Raw genomic sequence first — 16,693 nt, 5'->3', positions numbered from 1 at the left:
GCCTGCTTGCGGGACGCCTCCCCAGTCTGTCGCCTCATGCCTGAAACTCACGCCTCCGCCCCCGCGCCTGCCCTGACCTGGGTCGATCCTGCCCGTGCGCAGGCCTTCGCCGCCTGGCTGGCCGAAGTCGGCCCCCGCCACGGGCTCGACGCCGGCTCGGTGCAGCCGGCCAGTGCCGATGCGAGTTTCCGGCGGTACTTCCGCGTGGCGGCCGCCGAAGGCTCACGCATCATCATGGACGCGCCGCCCGAGAAGGAGGACTGCCGCCCCTTCGTGGCCGTCGACCGCCTGCTCGCGGGGGGCTTCGTCGGCGTGCCGGCCATCCTCGAGTGGGACGAGGCGCAGGGCTTCATGCTGCTGAGCGACCTGGGGCAGCACACCCTGCTGTCCACCCTGGTGACCGACCAGCCCTGGGATGCCGGCAACCGGGCCCGCTACCGCTCGGCCACCGAAGAACTGGTGCGCCTGCAGGCCGTGCCGGCCGCCGGCGTGCTGCCCGACTACGACGATGCCCTGCTGCAGCGCGAGATGGACCTGTTTCCCGACTGGTACCTGACCCAGTTGCGCGGCCTGACGCTGGACGACACGCAGCGCGGCCACCTGACCCGCATCTTCACCACGATCAAGACCCAGGTGTTGGGGCAGGCCCGGGTGCTGGTGCACCGGGACTACCACAGCCGCAACCTGATGGCCGACCCGGCCGACCCCGCTGCCCGCCTGGGCGTGATCGATTTCCAGGACGCGGTGCATGGCCCCATCACGTATGACCTGGTGAGCCTGCTGCGCGATGCCTACGTGATGTGGGACGAGGACGTCCAGATCGACTATGCCGTGCGCTACTGGGAGGCCGCCCGCAAGGCCGGCTTGCCCGTGCCGGCCGATTTCGGCGATTTCTGGCGCGATTTCGAGTGGATGGGCCTGCAGCGCCACCTGAAGGTGCTGGGCATCTTCGCCCGTCTGGCCATCCGCGACGGCAAACGCCAGTACCTGGACGACATTCCCCGCGTGTGGACCTATGCCCACCGCGTCGCCGCCCGCTACAGCGGCCTGGGCCCCTTGCTGCGCCTGCTGGAGCAGGCCGAGGCGGCCAACGGGGGGGCGCAGACCCAGGTCGGTTACACCTTCTGAGGGGGCGCCGCCTGATCCGGTGATGGATGTTTGCGCAAAAATGAAGCAACAGGGGGATAATGTGCTCCCTGATGACCTTGAACACCTCTGAAGTGGCCGATCTGGCCCCGGCTGCACCGGCAGCTGCTGCGGCACCTGAAGCCGCCCCCTCTGCCACCGTGGCCGAGGCTCCCGCGCTCTTCAACACCCTGCCGCTCGACGCGAAACTGCTGCGCGCCATCGAGACGCAGGGCTACGCGACGATGACGCCGATCCAGGCCAAGGCCATCCCGGTGGTGCTGTCCGGCCGTGATGTCATGGGCGCCGCCCAGACCGGCACCGGCAAGACGGCTGCGTTCTCGATCCCGCTGCTGCAGAAGATGCTCAAGCACGAGAACGCCAGCATGTCCCCGGCCCGCCACCCGGTGCGCGCCGTGGTGCTGGCGCCCACGCGGGAGTTGGCCGACCAGGTCGCGAACAATGTCAAGGCCTACGCCAAGCAGACGAACCTGCGCGTGGCCGTGGTGTTCGGCGGCATGGACATGAAGCCCCAGACAGCCGAGCTGAAGGCCGGTGTCGAGGTGCTGATTGCCACGCCGGGCCGCCTGCTGGACCACATCGAGGCCAAGAACTGCAACCTCGGCCAGGTCGAGTACGTCGTGCTGGACGAAGCCGACCGCATGCTCGACATCGGCTTCCTGCCCGACCTGCAGCGCATCCTGAGCTACCTGCCCAAGCAGCGCCAGACCCTGCTGTTCTCGGCCACCTTCTCGCCCGAGATCAAGAAGCTCGCGTCCAGCTACCTGCAGGACCCGGTGCTGGTGGAAGTGGCCCGCCCGAACGCGACGGCCTCCACCGTCGAGCAGCGCTTCTACAAGGTCGACGAAGACGACAAGCGCGCGGTGATTCGCCAGATCCTGCGCGACCGCAACATCAGCCAGTCCATCGTCTTCGTGAACTCGAAGATCGGCGCGGGGCGCCTGGCCCGCGCCTTCGAGCGCGATGGGCTGAAGACCGCGGCACTGCACGGTGACAAGTCGCAGGACGAACGCCTGAAGGCCCTGGCCGCGTTCAAGGCCGGTGAGATGGACCTGCTCGTGGCCACCGACGTGGCTGCGCGCGGCATCGACATCGCGGCGCTGCCAGCGGTGTTCAACTACGACATCCCGTTCAACGCCGAAGACTACGTGCACCGCATCGGCCGCACGGGCCGTGCCGGCGCGTCGGGGCTGGCGGTGTCGCTGGTGACGGGGGCGGATGCGCGCCTGATGGCCGACATCGAAAAGCTGATCAAGAAGAAGCCCGATGTCGAGCCGTTCGAGCTCGAGCGCCGCGGCTACGGTGACCGGGGTGGCTACCGTCGCGAGCGCCGTGACGAGGGCGACAGCCGCCCGGACGAAGGCTTTGGCCGCGGCGGACCGCGTGAAGCCCGTGCGTCGCGCCCGATGCCGCCGGCGCCGCGCCGTGCCCCGGCCGACCCGTTCTTCGACACGCCGTACGAGCCCTCGGCGGACGCCGATCCGGCCTGGGACAAGAAGGACCCGACCCCGGCCCCGGCGGCAGGGGGCGGTGGCCTGTCGCGCTTCATCAAGCCCAAGCGCAAGGTCGCCATGTTGCTGGGCGGCTCGGGCACCGCCCGCCGCTGACGCCGGAGCCCGGGAGCCCTTGGGCTCAGGGGAGTTCGACGGCCCCCATGCGGGCCACGATCGTGCCGGCGCGTCCCACCAGGTAGCCCGACCCGGGCTGTCGCTCGAAGCGCTTGGGCGCCGGCAGCATGACCGCCAGCCGGGCGGCCTGCATCGGCGCCAGCCGGGCAGCGTCCACGCCGAAGTACTGTCGGGAGGCAGCCTGGGCGCCAAACACCCCCTCGCCCCATTCGACGTTGTTCAGGTAGATGTCGAGGATGCGCTGCTTGCTGAGCAGGCCTTCGAGCATGAAGGTGATGGCGAACTCCTGGCCCTTGCGCAGGAAGTTGCGTTCGCCGCTGAGAAACAGGTTCTTTGCGAGTTGCTGGGTGATGGTCGAGCCACCGATCACCTTGGGCGTGGCCTGGGCGGCATCGGGCGGGGCGGGGTCGGGGCGCCCCCGGCGGCGTGCGCGCTCCACGGCCCGCTGGTAGCGCGCCATGGCCTCCGCGCGTTGGCGCTCGGCGCGGGCCTGCGCTGCGGTGTTCTTCTTCCAGGCGTTCTGCAGGGCATCCCATTCGACACCATGGTGGTCGGCGAAATTCGCGTCTTCCGACGCGATCACGGCGCGGCGCAGGTGGTCTGAAATGCGCTCACCGGGAACCCACTCCTGGCGCCATCCCACGCGGCCCTCCGTCCTCAGGATGCGCGCGAACTCGCTGCGCTGAAAGCTGGTGGACTGCGGGTCCACAACCGCCATCAGCGCGATGCGGGCCATGAAGAACAACTGCAGACTCAGGGCGCTGAGCCCCACCAGCACGGCGATCCGCCAGACTGCGCGCATCGATGCCTCTCCTTCCGTCGGAAATGCCGGTGTTCAGCGGGCCGGGGCGGCGTCCACCTCGGCGCGCAGGGCGGCGAGCACGGGGGCCGTGTCCGGACGCACACCACGCCACAGGGTGAAGCTCTCTGCGGCCTGTTCGACCAGCATGCCCAGGCCGTCGCGGGGCACGGCACCGTGTCCGCGCGCCCACGCCAGAAAGGGGGCTGCCGCCGGGCCGTACATCATGTCGAGTGCCAGAGCGCCCGGTCGGAGCACCTCGGGGCCCACCGGCACACCGCCACCGGACAGGCTGGCTGCCGTGCCGTTGATGAACACGTCGAAGCCGGTGCCGGCATCCTGCAGGCCCCGTGCCGACAGGCGCACGCCGTGCTGTGCCGCCCACCCAAGGTGGCGCGACACGATGGCCTCGGCCTTGTCGCGTGTGCGGTTGGCCAGCACGATCTCGGCAGGGCGGGCTTCGATCAGGGGCCCGAGCACGCCCGCGCTGGCACCCCCGGCACCCAGCAGCAGCACGCGCGCGCCGGCCAGCGCCACGCCCGCGTTGACCGTGATGTCACGCACCAGCCCCACGCCGTCGGTGTTGTCGGCCAGCCAGCCGCCATCGGCGTCGGCATCGAAGCGCAGGGTGTTGGCGGCCTGGGCCAGCTCGGCACGCGGGGTGCGGCGCGCGGCCAGCTGGAAGGCCTCGAACTTGAAGGGCACGGTGACATTGCAGCCCCGCGCGCCCTCGGCCGCGAAGGCCTGCACGGTGGGCACGAAGGCATCCAGCGGACACAGCAGCCGCTCGTAGTGCACGGCTTGCCCGGTCTGCTCGGCAAAGCGGGCGTGGATGGCCGGTGAACGGCTGTGGGCCACCGGGTTGCCGGCAACGGCGTAGCGATCGGGAGCCGGGGCGGAGGGGGCGGTCGGGATGGTCATCGGGGAAAAAAGGGCAAAGCGGTCCAGGCCGATCACGGGGCGCCGGGCGGGGCCATGGTGGTGGCCTGCATGCCGGCGTCGCGGGTGAAGCGGAAGCGCGACGAGATCACGAGCAGGTCATGGCCCGAGGCAACCTCGGCCGGCACCTGGCCGAAGGGGCCGGCCTGCCGCACGATGGCACCGGCGCGCTTGTCGAGCAGCCGGTTGCCGGAGCTGGTGCGCACCTCGGTGTCGACCACGCGCCCCTGGCGGTCCAGTGACACGAACATCACCAGCTCGCCATACAGCTTCTCGCCGTTGCGGCCCGTGGGGAAGTACTCGGTGCCGGCCCGCTCGACGCGGGTGCGGAAGGCAGCGTAGTACATCGCGTCGGCCGAGCGCAGCGTTGCCGGACTCAGGTAGCGCTTCTTGGGCCGGGCATTCTCTTCCTGGATGCGTTTCTCGATCTCGGCGAGCAGCCGGGTCAGCTGCCGGCGCCGCTCTTCCTCGGCGCGCTGCTGCGGGGTGTCGGTGCGGGCGTCCGGCTGTGGGGGGGGCAGGGCCGACAGCTCGTTCTTGACCTGCGAGAGCAGTTGCTGCTGTTCGCGCTGCATCTGTTCGATCATGCGCAGGGTGTCGTCCATCGCATCCCCCTGCGCGGCCTCGGGCGACGGTGGCAGCGGGGAGGTGACACGCCCCCGGTCGGCTTCGCCGCCACCGGCCAGGTTGGCCTGGGCCAGGGCCTGCGCCTTGGTGGGCGCCTCCTGGCTCGCGGCATTGACCAGCACCACCTCCAGTGGGGTGTCCTTGAAGACACGGTTGAAGCCTTCCGGGTCGACAAAGCGGAAGCTCAGCAGCACCCCATGCACCATGATGGACACGCCCAGGCACACCTGCAGCAGGCTCATCTCATTCCACAGGGCTTTGAGGCGGGTCAGCATGCGCGGGGCGGTCGACAGGGGCAGTGGGGTCAGGCAGCCGGGGTGTCCGCGGCCGGCGTATCGGCGTCGTTCACGTCGATGGCCAGCGTCAGGGCTCCGGCATTGTCAGGCAGGTCGTCCTCGGCCTCGCCTTCGGCATCACCCGCATCCGAGGGCGCGCTGTCGTCCAGTCGCGCCACGACGCTGGCATGCACGTCCAGCGTCAGCTCGTCCAGCCCGGTGATGCGCACGCGCACCTTGGCATGGCGGGGCAGGCCATCGGCGCCGATGGCCTTGAAGACCAGCGGCAGCGTGTCGGCGCGCACCAGGCCGTTGACCATGACGGCGGCATCCAGTTCGGCGATCTGCTGCTGCTGCAGGTGCTTCAGTGTCCAGTAGCGCTCCATGCTGGACTGGAAGCCGTTGTAGGCGCTGTAGGCGCCGTCGAAGCCCGAGATGATGGCGAACAGGGCGGCATCCTTGGGCTTGAACGGGGCGGCCAGCGCGGCGGTGCGGCCGTGCCGGGCGCACGCGACGATCTGCCACTGGTTGACCAGGTCGACATAGCGGCGCAGCGGCGAGGTGGCCCAGGTGTACTGCGCCACGCCCATGCCGGCGTGCGGCAGGGCCTTGGTGCCCATGCGCACCTTGATGCCGGGCGCCAGGCTGGCCTGGCTGCGGTAGATGCCGGGCACGCCCAGTTCGGCCAGCCAGCCGCCCCAGGTGCTGTTGGCCAGGATCATGGCCTCGGCCACGATCAGGTCGAGTGCCGAGCCGCGCTGGCGCGTGCCGATGACGACCTGTTCCGTGCCCGTGGGCTCGATGCCGTCGCTCATGGTGTTCTCGCCGTTGGCGCCCAGCAGCTTGAAGGTGTAGTCGGGCCGGTTGAAGGTTTCCGGCTTGCCGCGCACCACCTCGCGCTGCGCTTTCAGGTGCCGCGCCAGGCGGAAGGCAAAGGTCAGTTCCGGCGCAAAGGCATAGTCGGCCGGCGCCTCGCCCGTCAGGCTGGCCTCGGTGATCACGCCATCCAGCTTGTCGTGGCGCAGGTTGGCGGCAATGGGCACGCGCTCCAGCTTCGTCTCACTGCCTTTCACGGCCAGCGTGGCTTCGTCGAACGTGACGTACAGCGACACGGCGGGGCAGTCGCGGCCCTCGATGAGCGTGTAGGCCTGCACCACGTCGTCGGGCAGCATGGTGATCTTGTGGCCGGGCATGTAGACCGTGGACATGCGCCCGCGCGCCAGCGCATCGACCGGCGTGCCCGGCGCGATGGCCAGGCCCGGCGCGGCAATGTGGATGCCGTAGGTGACCGTGCCCGAGCCCAGCCCCTGCACCGACAGCGCATCGTCGATCTCGGTCGTCATCGAGTCGTCGATCGAAAAGGCCTGCACCGGCGCCAGCGGCAGCTCGTCGGTGATCGGCGGGGCGGCCAGCGCCGGGAAGCCCGTGCCCTTCGGGAAGTGCTCGAACAGGAAGCGCTTGAAGTGGAACTGGTAGGGGCTGTCGATCGCGCCGGCGCCCTTCAGCAGGTCGAGCGGGGCGCGCTGCGTGGCCTTGGCGGCGTCGACCACGGCCTTGTACTCCGGGCCGTTCTTGTCCGGCTTGAACAGGATTTTGTAGAGCTGTTCCTTGATGGGCTGCGGGCAGCGGCCGGCGGCCAGTTCCTGGGCCCATTCGGCGATCTGCAGGGCCTGCTGCTTCTTGCGCTCGATGGCGGCCAGCGCCTGCTTGAGGATGTCTTCCGGGGCCTTCTTGAAGCGGCCCTTGCCGCGGCGATGGAAGTAGTGCGGGGTCTCGAACAGGCGCATGAGCATGGCGGCCTGCTGCACGGCGTCGGCGCTGGCGCTGAAGTACTCGCGCGCCAGGTCCTCGAAGCCGAAGTCTTCGTCCGGAGCCACTTCCCACACCAGGTCCACGTCGATGTCGGCAGACTGGGCCGCGGCCTGTGCCAGCAGCTCGGCCGGGGCCGGCTTGGCGAACTTGATCAGGACGTTGGCGGCTTTCACCTTCACGCGCTTGCCGCTGTCCAGCTCGATCTGCATCGAGCTGTCGGCTTCGGACATCACGCGGCCGGCAAGGAATTTTCCGGCGTCGTCAAACAGGGCAAACATGCGGCAAGGCTTTTCTGGGCAAAACGCGATTGTCCCATTTTGGCGGTGGGGCTTGCGAGCGGGGGATGGTCGGCGAGCAGGGCTTGCGGCAAGGTGCGGGCATGAACCTGCCTCGCTGCATCGAAACCCCCCGGGTCCGGTTGCGCGACCCACGTCCGGCCGACGCCGAATCGGCCTTCCGCCACTGGGGCAGCGACCCTGCCGTGCTGCGCTACCTGGGCATCCTGCCGCACGAGTCGCCCGACGACACGCGCCGGCAGATCGGCCATGACCTGCACCGCTGGCTCAAGGGCAGCGGCTGGGTCTGGGCCATGACGCTGCGGGCGTCGGCCGGTGTGCCGGGGCTGGCGCCCGACGAGGCCTTCGGCTTGGTGGAGCTGCAGCCCATGAGCCAGCCGGGCATGGCGGCCCACCACCTGCGGCTGGGCTACCTGATGGGGCAGGCCGCCTGGGGGCAGGGGCTGATGCGCGAGGCGCTGGCAGCGCTGGGCGAGATCGCCCTGGCGCAGCCCTCGGTCTGGCGGCTGGACGCCCTGTGCGACCTGGACAACCTGGCCTCGGCCCGGCTGCTCGCGCGGCTGGGCTGGGCGTGTGAGGGCTGCCACCGGCGGGCGGTGATCCACCCCAATGTGTCACCCACACCGCGGGACGTGTGGGTGTACGCGCTGACGCGCTGAGGCACCAGTTCAGTCCAGGCCCAGCCAGGCCAGCAGCGCGGGCAGGTGGTCGTCGAAATCGCTGACGGCATGGTCACTGCCGGGCAGCACGGTCAGCTGCGTGCCGGCCAGGTGATGGGCCATCTCACGCCAGTCCAGCACCTCGTCGCCCTGGGCGACCAGGCCCCAGTGGCGGGCCGGCTCGTGCAGGGGCCACGGGCGCAGGGCCTGCAGCTCCCCGATGAACTCGGGCCGGAAGAAGAACCGGTCCTCAGGGTTGTGGAAGGCGGTCTGCTCGCCGATGTAGCGGGCCAGGTCGCGATCCGGGGCCACGGCCGGGTTGACCATGGCCACGCGGCAACCCAGCCGCTGGGCGGCCACGGCGGCGTAAAACCCCCCGAGCGACGAACCGACGACGACCATGGTGTCGCGTGGCCAGTCGGCCGTGAGGGCTGCGATGTCCTGCCACGCCTGGGCCGGCGAGGGGGGCAGTTGCGGGCAGGCCCACTCCGGCGCCGCCTGGCCGCGGGCGCGACGCGTGGCCACCACCTGCGCCAGCTTCTGCGCTTTGAAGGAGCGTGGCGACGAGCGGAACCCGTGCAGGTAGAGCAGGTGGGTGGGCGGGGAAACGGGGGACGCGACCATGGGCTCCGAGTATGCGCCACGGGCCCGGCGCCATAATCGAATGGCGTCTGACACAAAAGGGAGCACGCCCATGCCGATCACGTTCAAGTCTCAGGCCACCGGCAACCTGGTGATGCTGCAGTCCACCGCCGAAGCCCTGCTCAAGCTGGTGGGCAAGAACGCGGCCGAGCCCGGCATCATCGAGGTGGATGACATGCCGCGCGTGCTGGCGGCCCTGCGCAGCGCGCCGACCGACCTGCCCACGGCCCCCGTGAATCCGGAAACCAATGAGCCGATCGAGTTGCCCTTTGCCGACCAGCCGGTGTCGCTGCACCAGCGCGCGGCACCCCTGGTACGCCTGCTGGAGCAGGCCCAGGCTGGTGGCAAGCCCGTGGTGTGGGGTGTCGAATTCTGAGCAGGGTGCCCCGCAGGGCCATCCGGATGCGGCATGGTGCACCGCCACATGCTGAGGCATGATCACGCCATGCCTGACAACATCACCCGACTGGTGGTCATTCGCCACGGCGAAACCGACTGGAACACCGAGACCCGCATCCAGGGTCACACCGACATCCCGCTGAACGCCCGTGGGCGGTGGCAGGCTGAACGGGTGGGCCAGGCCCTGGCGGACGAGGGCATTCACGCCATCTACAGCAGCGACCTGCAGCGGGCCCGTGACACGGCCGCGGCCATCGCGCGCCACGCGGGGCTGACCTTGCAGATCGACGAAGCGTTGCGAGAGCGGCATTTCGGGTGTCTCGAGGGGCGGACGCAGGCCGAGGTGGCCGAGCACCATCCCGAGGACATGCGTCGCTGGCGCGCCCGCGAACCGGCCTATGGCCCGGCGGGTGGCGAAACCCTGCAGGCGTTCTATGACCGCGCCGTGGGCGCTGCCGCGCGGCTGGCCGCCCGCCACCCGGGGCAGACGGTGGCGCTGGTCGCGCATGGCGGCGTGCTGGACTGTTTCTACCGTGCGGCCAACCGGGTGGCCATCGAAGCCCCCCGCAGCTGGAAGGTGACGAATGCAAGCATCAACCGCCTGCTGTACTCGCCTGAAGGCTTCAGCCTGGTCGGCTGGGCCGATGACCGCCATCTCGACGAAGGCGGGCTCGACGAAACGAGCGACGGTCTGGTGCTGCGTCCCGCCTGAGGTCTCAGGGACGACGGGCCGGCGGCGTGGCGGTCGGCCGCAAGCCATCCAGAAACAGGGTCAGGCTGCGCAGGCCTTCCTCGCGCAAGTTGAAGCGGCCCGGGTCCAGCATCCAGTTGTGGATCAGGCCGTTGACCAGGGCGAGCCACGTGATGGTGAGGCTTTCCGGGTCGAGTTCGGCGCGCACATGGCCCAGCTCGCGGGCCCGCGTCAGACATCCCTTGATGTGGCACCGGCAGTTGTCCTGCACCTCGATGTGGCGACGGCGGACGCCCTCCATGTCGGGCACGAGTTCGACCTTCATCGTGGCGATGTCGAAGACCCGGCGGGTGCGAGGGTCATGTTCAACCTGCTGCAACACATTCAGCGCAGAGTGCACCAGGTCGTCCAGCGGGTCCGGGCGGTCCGGGGCGTCCAGCGCATTCAGGCCGTTTTCGAGGGGCAGCGTCGTGCGCGCCATCATGGCGTTGAACAGGTCGGCCTTGTCCTCGAAGTGCCAGTAGATCGCCCCTCGCGTGACCCCGGCTTCGCGCGCAATGTCCTGCAGCGAGGTGCGCGACACGCCCTGCCGCGCGAACAGGGTTTCGGCGGCATCGAGCAGGGTCTCGCGGGTCTGGAGGGCGTCTTCCTTGGTGCGGCGCATGGGAATTGGGACAAAGGGCCGTTGCCGGACAGGGATATTGTCCCTCAAACGAGCACATACGTTCGCGAATGTATGTATAGTCACGTGGTTAATTGACCAGGCAAGAATTCAAACGAGGTGTCCCTTATGGTCTCCCCCTCTCCTTCGGTGCGGTCTTCCGCCCGTTTGTTGGCCGTGTGTGCGGCCGCCGCCCTGTTTCTGGCCGCCTGTGGCGGTGACGACAAGGCCAAGTCGGGCGCGGCTGCGCCGGCTGCCGGCGCGGGTGGCGTGCCGGCCATCCCGGTCGGCGTCGTGACGGTGAAGATGGGGGCGGTGCCTGTGATGGCCGAACTGCCAGGCCGCCTGGAGGCTTCCCGCGTGGCGCAGGTGCGTGCCCGCGCCGCCGGCATCCTGCAGCAGCGCCTGTTTGCCGAGGGCTCGGACGTGAAGGCCGGCCAGCCGCTGTTCCAGATCGATCCCGCGCCGTACAAGGCCGCGCTCGACAGCGCACTGGCCACGCTGGCCAAGGCCGAGGCCAACCTGGCCCAGGCCAGCGCCCTGGTGGAGCGCTACCAGCCGCTGCAGGCCGCCAAGGCCATCAGCCCGCAGGAGTTCCTGAATGCCCAGGTGGCGCAGCGTCAGGCGCAGGCCGACGTGGCCGCCGCCAAGGCCGCCATCGCCACGGCGCGCCTCAACCTGGGCTATGCCTCGGTGACCTCGCCCATCTCCGGCCGCATCGGCCGTGCTCTGGTGACCGAAGGGGCGCTGGTGGGGCAGGGCGAGGCCACGCAGCTGGCGGTGGTGCAGCAGGTCAACCCGCTGTATGTGAACTTCACGCAGTCGGCCGGCGAGGTGATGCGCCTGCGCCAGGCGCTGGCTGCGGGGCAGCTTCAACGTGCCGGCGAGAATGCGGCGCGCATCAAGGTCGTGCTGGAAGACGGACGCGAGTACCCCGTGGCCGGCCGCCTGCTGTTCACCGACCTGACGGTGGACAGCACTTCCGGTCAGGTGCTGCTGCGCGCCGAGCTGCCCAACCCCAAGAACGAGCTGCTGCCCGGCATGTACGTGCGCGTGCGGCTGGCCCAGGCCGAGGTGGGCGGTGGCGTGCTGCTGCCCCAGCAGGCGGTCACCCGCACCGCACAGGGTGATGTCGTGTCCGTGGTGGAGCCGGAAGGCAAGGTCGGTCGCCGGCCTGTCAAGCTGGGCGGCGCCACGGGCACGAACTGGGTGGTGCCGGATGGGCTGAAGGAGGGGGATCAGGTCATCGTCGACGGCTTCCAGAAGATGATGATGGCGCCCAACGCCCCGGTGAAGCCCGTGCCGTGGACCCCGCTGGCGGCTTCGGCCCCGGCATCCGCCTCGGCGCCGACCTCGGCTGCCTCGTCCGCTTCTGCGGCACAGTGAAAGGCGGTTGCGCATGCCACGCTTCTTCATTGATCGACCCATCTTCGCGTGGGTGATCGCGCTGTTCATCCTCGTCTTCGGCGGGGTGGCCATCACGCAGCTGCCGATCGCCCAGTACCCGACGGTGGCGCCGCCCGCCATCGTCATCAACGCCACCTACCCGGGTGCCTCGGCCAAGACGCTGGATGAAAGCGTCATCAGCGTCATCGAGCAGGAGCTCAATGGCGCGCCCGGTCTGGCCTACATGGAGTCCGTGAGTCAGGCCAACGGCACCGGCCAGATCACCGTCACCTTCGAGACGGGCACCAACATCGACCTGGCTCAGGTCGAGGTGCAGAACCGCCTGTCGCGCGCCACGCCGCGTCTGCCGTCTGCGGTGACGCAGCAGGGCGTGCGGGTCGACAAGTCACGCAACAACTTCCTGATGTTCGTGATGCTGTCGTCCAGCAACCCGGCCTATGACCCGATCGCGCTGGGCGACTACGCTGCCCGCAACATCGTGCCCGAACTGCAGCGCGTGCCCGGCATCGGTCAGGTGCAGCTGTTCGGCACCGAGCGCGCCATGCGCATCTGGGTGGACCCGGCCAAGCTGGTGTCCTACGGCCTGTCGATGGCCGACGTCAACAACGCCATCCGTGCGCAGAACGCCCTGGTGCCGGCCGGCGGCATCGGCGACCGTCCGAACATCGGCGAGCAGACCATCTCGGCCACCGTCGTGGTGACGGGCCAGCTGGCCAACGAGAAGCAATTCGGCGAGATCGTGCTGCGTGCCAAGACCGACGGCTCGACCGTGCGCCTGAAGGACGTGGCCCGCATCGAACTGGGTGCGCAGACCTACGGTACCTATGCACGCCTGAACGGCCAGCCTGCCACCGGCATGGGCATCCAGCTCTCGCCCACCGGCAATGCGCTGGCGGCGGCCAAGGCCGTCAAGGTGCGCCTGGGCGAGCTCAAGCAGTACTTCCCCGAAGGCATGGATTTCAGCGTGCCGTACGACACTTCGGGCTTCGTGGAGCTGTCGATTGGCCAGGTTGTCGAGACCCTGATCGAAGCGGTCGTGCTGGTGTTCATCGTGATGTACCTGTTCCTGCAGAACATCCGCTACACACTGATCCCGACGCTGGTGGTGCCGGTCGCGCTGCTGGGCACCTTCGGGGTGATGCTGACGCTGGGCTTCTCCATCAACGTGCTGACGATGTTCGGCATGGTGCTGGCCATCGGCATCCTGGTGGACGACGCCATCGTGGTGGTCGAAAACGTCGAGCGCCTGATGGTTCAGGAAGGGCTGAGCCCGCTGCAGGCCACGCGCAAGGCCATGAGCCAGATCAGTGGCGCCATCGTTGGCATCACCGTGGTGCTGGTGTCGGTGTTCATCCCGATGGCCTTCTTCGCCGGCTCGGTGGGCAACATCTACCGCCAGTTCTCGCTGTCGATGGCCACGTCGATGCTGTTCTCGGCCTTCCTGGCGCTGTCGCTCACGCCGGCGCTGTGCGCCACGCTGCTCAAGCCGGTTCCGGCGGACCACCATGAGAAGAAAGGCGTGTTCGGCTGGTTCAACCGGGCCTTCACTTCGACCACCCATGGCTACGAGAGCTGGGTGGCCAAGCTGGTGCGCCGGGGCGGCCGCGTGCTCATCGTCTACGCGGTGATCGTGGGCGTGGTGGGCTGGCTGTATGTGCGCATGCCGTCGTCCTTCCTGCCCAACGAAGACCAGGGCAACCTGATCGTCAACGTGCAGCTGCCGCCGGGTGCCACCTCGAACCGGACCGAGGCCGTGATCTCGCAGGTCGAGCAGTTCTTCCTGAAGCAGCCCGAGGTCGAGTCCATCGTGGGCGTGGTGGGCTTCAGCTTCTCGGGCTCGGGCCAGAACGCGGCACTGGGCTTCGTCACCCTCAAGGACTGGGATCAGCGCAAGGGAGAGGGGCAGTCGGCCCAGGCCCTGGCCGGTCGCGCCTTCGGGGGGCTTGCGGGCATCCGCGACGCTTTCATCTTCCCGCTGAACCCGCCCGCCATCCGCGAGCTGGGCAACGGCACCGGCTTCTCGCTGCGCCTGCAGGACCGGGGCGGCCTGGGGCATGAGGCGCTGCTTGGTGCGCGCAACCAGATGCTGGGCATGGCGATGCAGAACCCGATCCTGACGGGCGTGCGCCCCGATGGTCTGGAAGATGCGCCGCAGTTGCAGGTGGACATCGACCGCGAGAAGGCGCAGGCACTGGGTGTGGGCGTCGATGCGATCAGCGCCACGCTCTCGACTGCGCTCGGCTCGAGCTACGTCAACGACTTCCCCAACCGCAGCCGCATGCAGCGGGTGATCGTGCAGGCCGATGCGAAGGACCGCATGCAGCCGGACCAGATCCTGCAGCTCAACGTGGTCAACAATCAGGGGCAGAACGTGCCGATGTCGGCGTTCGCGACGACGCGCTGGATCACCGGCCAGATGCAGGCCGTGCGTTACAACGGCTACCCCGCCATGCGCATTTCGGGTGACGCGGCCGCGGGCTACAGCACCGGTCAGGCCATGGAGGAGATCGAGCGCATGGCGGCCAAGTTGCCGCCGGGCATCGGCATCGAATGGACGGGCCTGTCGCGTGAAGAGAAGCTGTCCGGCTCGCAGGCCACGCTGCTGCTCGCGTTCTCGCTGCTGGCGGTGTTCCTGTGCCTGGCGGCGCTGTACGAAAGCTGGTCGATCCCGGTGGCCGTGATGCTGGTGGTGCCGCTCGGCATCCTGGGCTCGCTCCTGGGCGCCAACGTGCGCGCCCTGCCCAACGACGTCTACTTCAAGGTCGGCCTGATCACCATCATCGGCCTGTCCGCGAAGAACGCCATCCTGATCATCGAGTTCGCCAAGGAACTGCAGGAAAAGGGCATGGGCCTGCTCGAGGCCACGCTGCAGGCCTGCCACCTGCGCTTCCGTCCGATCATCATGACCTCGCTGGCCTTCATCCTCGGGGTGATGCCACTGGTGCTGGCCAACGGCGCCGGTGCGGCCGCCCAGCGTGCCATCGGCACCGGCGTGATGAGCGGCATGATCGCGGCCACGGTGCTGGCGGTGTTCTTCGTGCCCGTGTTCTTCGTGGTGGTGCGCCGCTTCTTCCCCGCGCGTGCCACCCAGCCTGAAGTGGAGACCGACCATGACTGACCCGGCACTGTTCCTGCGCCCGGCCGCCGCGCTGGCTGCCGCGCTCGCCCTGGCCGGCTGCTCGCTGACCCCGACCTACCAACGCCCCGCGCTGGCTGTGCCGTCGGCCCTGCCTTCGGTGGCCGGTGCAGCGCCGGTGTCGTCTGCCCCTGCCACGCCCGTGGCCGATGTGCCGTGGCAGCGTTACTTCCCGGATGCCCGGCTGCAGCAGCTCATCGGGCTGTCGCTGGAGAACAACCGCGACCTGCGCGTGGCCGCACTCAACATCGAGGCCCTGCGCGCGGCCTACGCGATCGCCGATGCCGACCGCTTCCCGTCGCTCAATGGCGTGGCGAATGCAGCCCGTCAGCGGGCCACCTCCCGGCCGTTTGCCTACGGCAACTCGGTGCAGGCGGGCGTGAGTCTGTCGGCGTTCGAGCTCGACCTGTTCGGCCGCGTGAAGGCCCTCAGCGAAGCGGCCGGCGCCCAGCTGATGGCGTCGGAATCGGCCCGTCAGGCCACTCACATCAGCCTGGTCGCGTCGGTGGCCAGCACCTGGTACACGCTGTGGGCCGATCGCTGGCAACTCGCCCTGGCCGAGCAGACCCTGTCCACGCGCGAGGCTTCGCTGAAGCTGCAGCAGCTGAAGTTCGACGCCGGCGTGCTCAACGAGCTGGACCTGCGCACAGCGCAGTCGCTGGTCGAAGCGGCCCGCGTGACGCGTGCCCAGGCGCAGCGCCAGTGGGCCCAGGACCTGAGCGCGCTGGAAGTGCTGCTGGGCCGCAGCGTGCCGGCCGATCTGCTGCCCGGTCCGGTGGATGCCGCCGCGCTGGCGCCCCAAGGCATGGCACAGGCGGAAGCCCTGGCTCAGGTCGTGAGCCGCCCGCTGTGGCCCGAGCTGACCGAGCTGCCGGTGGGCCTGTCTTCCGACGTGCTGCTGCGGCGCCCGGACATCATGCAGGCCGAGCAGAACCTGGTGGCCGCCAACGCCAACATCGGCGCAGCCCGAGCCGCCCGCTTCCCGCGCATCAGCCTCACGGCCACGCTGGGGCTGGCAAGCACCTCGCTGGCGGGGCTGGTCAACGACGGGCTGGTCGGCGCGTCGGTGGCCCCGTCGCTGACGGTGCCGCTGCTGGACTGGGGGCGCACCGCCGCCGGCGTCGACAGCGCCGTGGCCCGCCGCGACATTGCACTGGCGCAGTACGACCGGACCGTGCAGTCGGCGTTCAAGGACGTGGCCGATGCCCTGGTGGCCCGCCAGACCTGGAGCGAGCAGGCCCAGGCGCAGCGCGCACAGACCGAGGCCGAGGCGGCCCGCCTGCGCCTGTCCACGCTGCGCTATGAGAGCGGTGTGGCCAACCAGCTCGACCTGCTGGACGCCCAGCGCGCGCTGTTTTCGGCCCAGCAGGGGCTGATAGCAGCGCAACTGGCGCGTCAGCAGGCCCACATCGCGGTCTACCGCGCGCTAGGTGGCGGCTGGGCCACCACCGCCGTGGACACCGCCCAGGCGCGGTCCGCACCGGCTGTGCCGGCGCGCTGAGCCGGCACAGCGCGGCCGTCCGCGGCCGCACGGTTTCGCCCTCCGGGCCGCCTCGCGCGCAGTGGGGCGGCCCTT

14 protein-coding genes are annotated in these 16,693 nt (G+C 69.5%); 8 read left to right on the top strand and 6 right to left on the bottom strand.

Features of this window, described 5'->3' with window-relative positions:
* Positions 1-36: 36 nt before the first annotated feature.
* Both QZ709_RS01500 and QZ709_RS01495 read left to right on the top strand, forming a co-directional pair.
* Positions 37-1,128 (top strand): phosphotransferase, encoded by a 1,092-nt coding sequence (locus tag QZ709_RS01500; RefSeq protein ID WP_294635593.1) that lies wholly within the window; start codon positions 37-39, stop codon positions 1,126-1,128.
* Positions 1,129-1,199: 71 nt separating this feature from the next.
* Positions 1,200-2,753, top strand: a complete 1,554-nt coding sequence (locus tag QZ709_RS01495) for a DEAD/DEAH box helicase (RefSeq protein WP_294635592.1) — start codon at positions 1,200-1,202, stop codon at positions 2,751-2,753.
* A gap of 25 nt (positions 2,754-2,778) precedes the next feature.
* Here QZ709_RS01495 and QZ709_RS01490 read toward each other — a convergent pair whose 3' ends face one another.
* From QZ709_RS01490 to QZ709_RS01475, 4 genes are read right to left on the bottom strand one after another with little or no spacing between them, the layout of a single operon-like run.
* On the bottom strand, positions 2,779-3,576 hold the full coding sequence (locus QZ709_RS01490; protein WP_294635591.1) for a transglycosylase domain-containing protein: 798 nt from the start codon (positions 3,574-3,576) through the stop codon (positions 2,779-2,781).
* A 33-nt stretch (positions 3,577-3,609) separates the two neighbouring features.
* The gene (gene aroE / locus QZ709_RS01485; protein WP_294635590.1) at positions 3,610-4,494 is read right to left on the bottom strand and encodes a shikimate dehydrogenase; all 885 of its coding nucleotides are present in this window, start codon (positions 4,492-4,494) and stop codon (positions 3,610-3,612) included.
* A 32-nt stretch (positions 4,495-4,526) separates the two neighbouring features.
* Entirely contained in the window at positions 4,527-5,414 is an 888-nt protein-coding gene (locus tag QZ709_RS01480) for a TonB family protein (RefSeq protein WP_294635589.1), read from the bottom strand.
* 29 nt (positions 5,415-5,443) lie between these two features.
* Positions 5,444-7,504 carry a ribonuclease catalytic domain-containing protein gene (locus tag QZ709_RS01475; RefSeq protein ID WP_294635588.1) on the bottom strand — a complete coding sequence of 687 codons (2,061 nt, stop codon included), beginning with the start codon at positions 7,502-7,504 and terminating at the stop codon, positions 5,444-5,446.
* A 101-nt stretch (positions 7,505-7,605) separates the two neighbouring features.
* Between QZ709_RS01475 and QZ709_RS01470 the strand changes: the two genes are divergently transcribed.
* On the top strand, positions 7,606-8,181 hold the full coding sequence (locus QZ709_RS01470) for a GNAT family N-acetyltransferase (protein ID WP_294635587.1): 576 nt from the start codon (positions 7,606-7,608) through the stop codon (positions 8,179-8,181).
* Between the two features lie 9 nt (positions 8,182-8,190).
* Here the strand turns inward: QZ709_RS01470 and QZ709_RS01465 are convergent, their stop codons facing one another.
* Positions 8,191-8,805 carry a YqiA/YcfP family alpha/beta fold hydrolase gene (locus tag QZ709_RS01465; RefSeq protein ID WP_294635586.1) on the bottom strand — a complete coding sequence of 205 codons (615 nt, stop codon included), beginning with the start codon at positions 8,803-8,805 and terminating at the stop codon, positions 8,191-8,193.
* Between the two features lie 70 nt (positions 8,806-8,875).
* Between QZ709_RS01465 and QZ709_RS01460 the strand changes: the two genes are divergently transcribed.
* Entirely contained in the window at positions 8,876-9,199 is a 324-nt protein-coding gene (locus QZ709_RS01460) for a DUF1840 domain-containing protein (RefSeq protein WP_294635585.1), read from the top strand.
* 69 nt (positions 9,200-9,268) lie between these two features.
* The gene (locus QZ709_RS01455) at positions 9,269-9,934 is read left to right on the top strand and encodes a histidine phosphatase family protein (protein ID WP_294635584.1); all 666 of its coding nucleotides are present in this window, start codon (positions 9,269-9,271) and stop codon (positions 9,932-9,934) included.
* A 4-nt stretch (positions 9,935-9,938) separates the two neighbouring features.
* On the opposite strand, the gene QZ709_RS01450 is transcribed toward QZ709_RS01455, so the two are convergent.
* Entirely contained in the window at positions 9,939-10,577 is a 639-nt protein-coding gene (locus tag QZ709_RS01450; RefSeq protein WP_294635583.1) for a TetR family transcriptional regulator, read from the bottom strand.
* Between the two features lie 126 nt (positions 10,578-10,703).
* Between QZ709_RS01450 and QZ709_RS01445 the strand changes: the two genes are divergently transcribed.
* Genes QZ709_RS01445 through QZ709_RS01435 form a run of 3 tightly spaced genes read left to right on the top strand, consistent with a single transcriptional unit; the run spans position 10,704 to position 16,618 of the window.
* Positions 10,704-11,960 (top strand): efflux RND transporter periplasmic adaptor subunit, encoded by a 1,257-nt coding sequence (locus tag QZ709_RS01445; protein ID WP_294635582.1) that lies wholly within the window; start codon positions 10,704-10,706, stop codon positions 11,958-11,960.
* A gap of 13 nt (positions 11,961-11,973) precedes the next feature.
* A complete protein-coding gene (locus QZ709_RS01440) occupies positions 11,974-15,099 on the top strand; it encodes an efflux RND transporter permease subunit (RefSeq protein WP_294635581.1) in 3,126 nt (1,041 codons plus the stop codon).
* A complete protein-coding gene (locus QZ709_RS01435) occupies positions 15,092-16,618 on the top strand; it encodes an efflux transporter outer membrane subunit (RefSeq protein ID WP_294635580.1) in 1,527 nt (508 codons plus the stop codon). The genes QZ709_RS01440 and QZ709_RS01435 overlap by 8 nt, the downstream gene beginning before the upstream one ends.
* The last annotated feature ends 75 nt before the right edge of the window (positions 16,619-16,693 follow it).

This window comes from uncultured Aquabacterium sp., assembly GCF_913773725.1.
Lineage (GTDB): Bacteria > Pseudomonadota > Gammaproteobacteria > Burkholderiales > Burkholderiaceae_C > Aquabacterium.
This window is presented reverse-complemented; position numbering and strand designations above follow the sequence as displayed.

Coding starts and splice junctions, on each gene's coding strand:
- QZ709_RS01500 (WP_294635593.1), top strand. CDS start 37: ATGCCTGAAACTCACGCCTCCGCCCCCGCGCCTGCCCTGACCTGGGTC.
- QZ709_RS01495 (WP_294635592.1), top strand. CDS start 1,200: ATGACCTTGAACACCTCTGAAGTGGCCGATCTGGCCCCGGCTGCACCG.
- QZ709_RS01490 (WP_294635591.1), bottom strand. CDS start 3,576: ATGCGCGCAGTCTGGCGGATCGCCGTGCTGGTGGGGCTCAGCGCCCTG.
- aroE (WP_294635590.1), bottom strand. CDS start 4,494: ATGACCATCCCGACCGCCCCCTCCGCCCCGGCTCCCGATCGCTACGCC.
- QZ709_RS01480 (WP_294635589.1), bottom strand. CDS start 5,414: ATGCTGACCCGCCTCAAAGCCCTGTGGAATGAGATGAGCCTGCTGCAG.
- QZ709_RS01475 (WP_294635588.1), bottom strand. CDS start 7,504: ATGTTTGCCCTGTTTGACGACGCCGGAAAATTCCTTGCCGGCCGCGTG.
- QZ709_RS01470 (WP_294635587.1), top strand. CDS start 7,606: ATGAACCTGCCTCGCTGCATCGAAACCCCCCGGGTCCGGTTGCGCGAC.
- QZ709_RS01465 (WP_294635586.1), bottom strand. CDS start 8,805: ATGGTCGCGTCCCCCGTTTCCCCGCCCACCCACCTGCTCTACCTGCAC.
- QZ709_RS01460 (WP_294635585.1), top strand. CDS start 8,876: ATGCCGATCACGTTCAAGTCTCAGGCCACCGGCAACCTGGTGATGCTG.
- QZ709_RS01455 (WP_294635584.1), top strand. CDS start 9,269: ATGCCTGACAACATCACCCGACTGGTGGTCATTCGCCACGGCGAAACC.
- QZ709_RS01450 (WP_294635583.1), bottom strand. CDS start 10,577: ATGCGCCGCACCAAGGAAGACGCCCTCCAGACCCGCGAGACCCTGCTC.
- QZ709_RS01445 (WP_294635582.1), top strand. CDS start 10,704: ATGGTCTCCCCCTCTCCTTCGGTGCGGTCTTCCGCCCGTTTGTTGGCC.
- QZ709_RS01440 (WP_294635581.1), top strand. CDS start 11,974: ATGCCACGCTTCTTCATTGATCGACCCATCTTCGCGTGGGTGATCGCG.
- QZ709_RS01435 (WP_294635580.1), top strand. CDS start 15,092: ATGACTGACCCGGCACTGTTCCTGCGCCCGGCCGCCGCGCTGGCTGCC.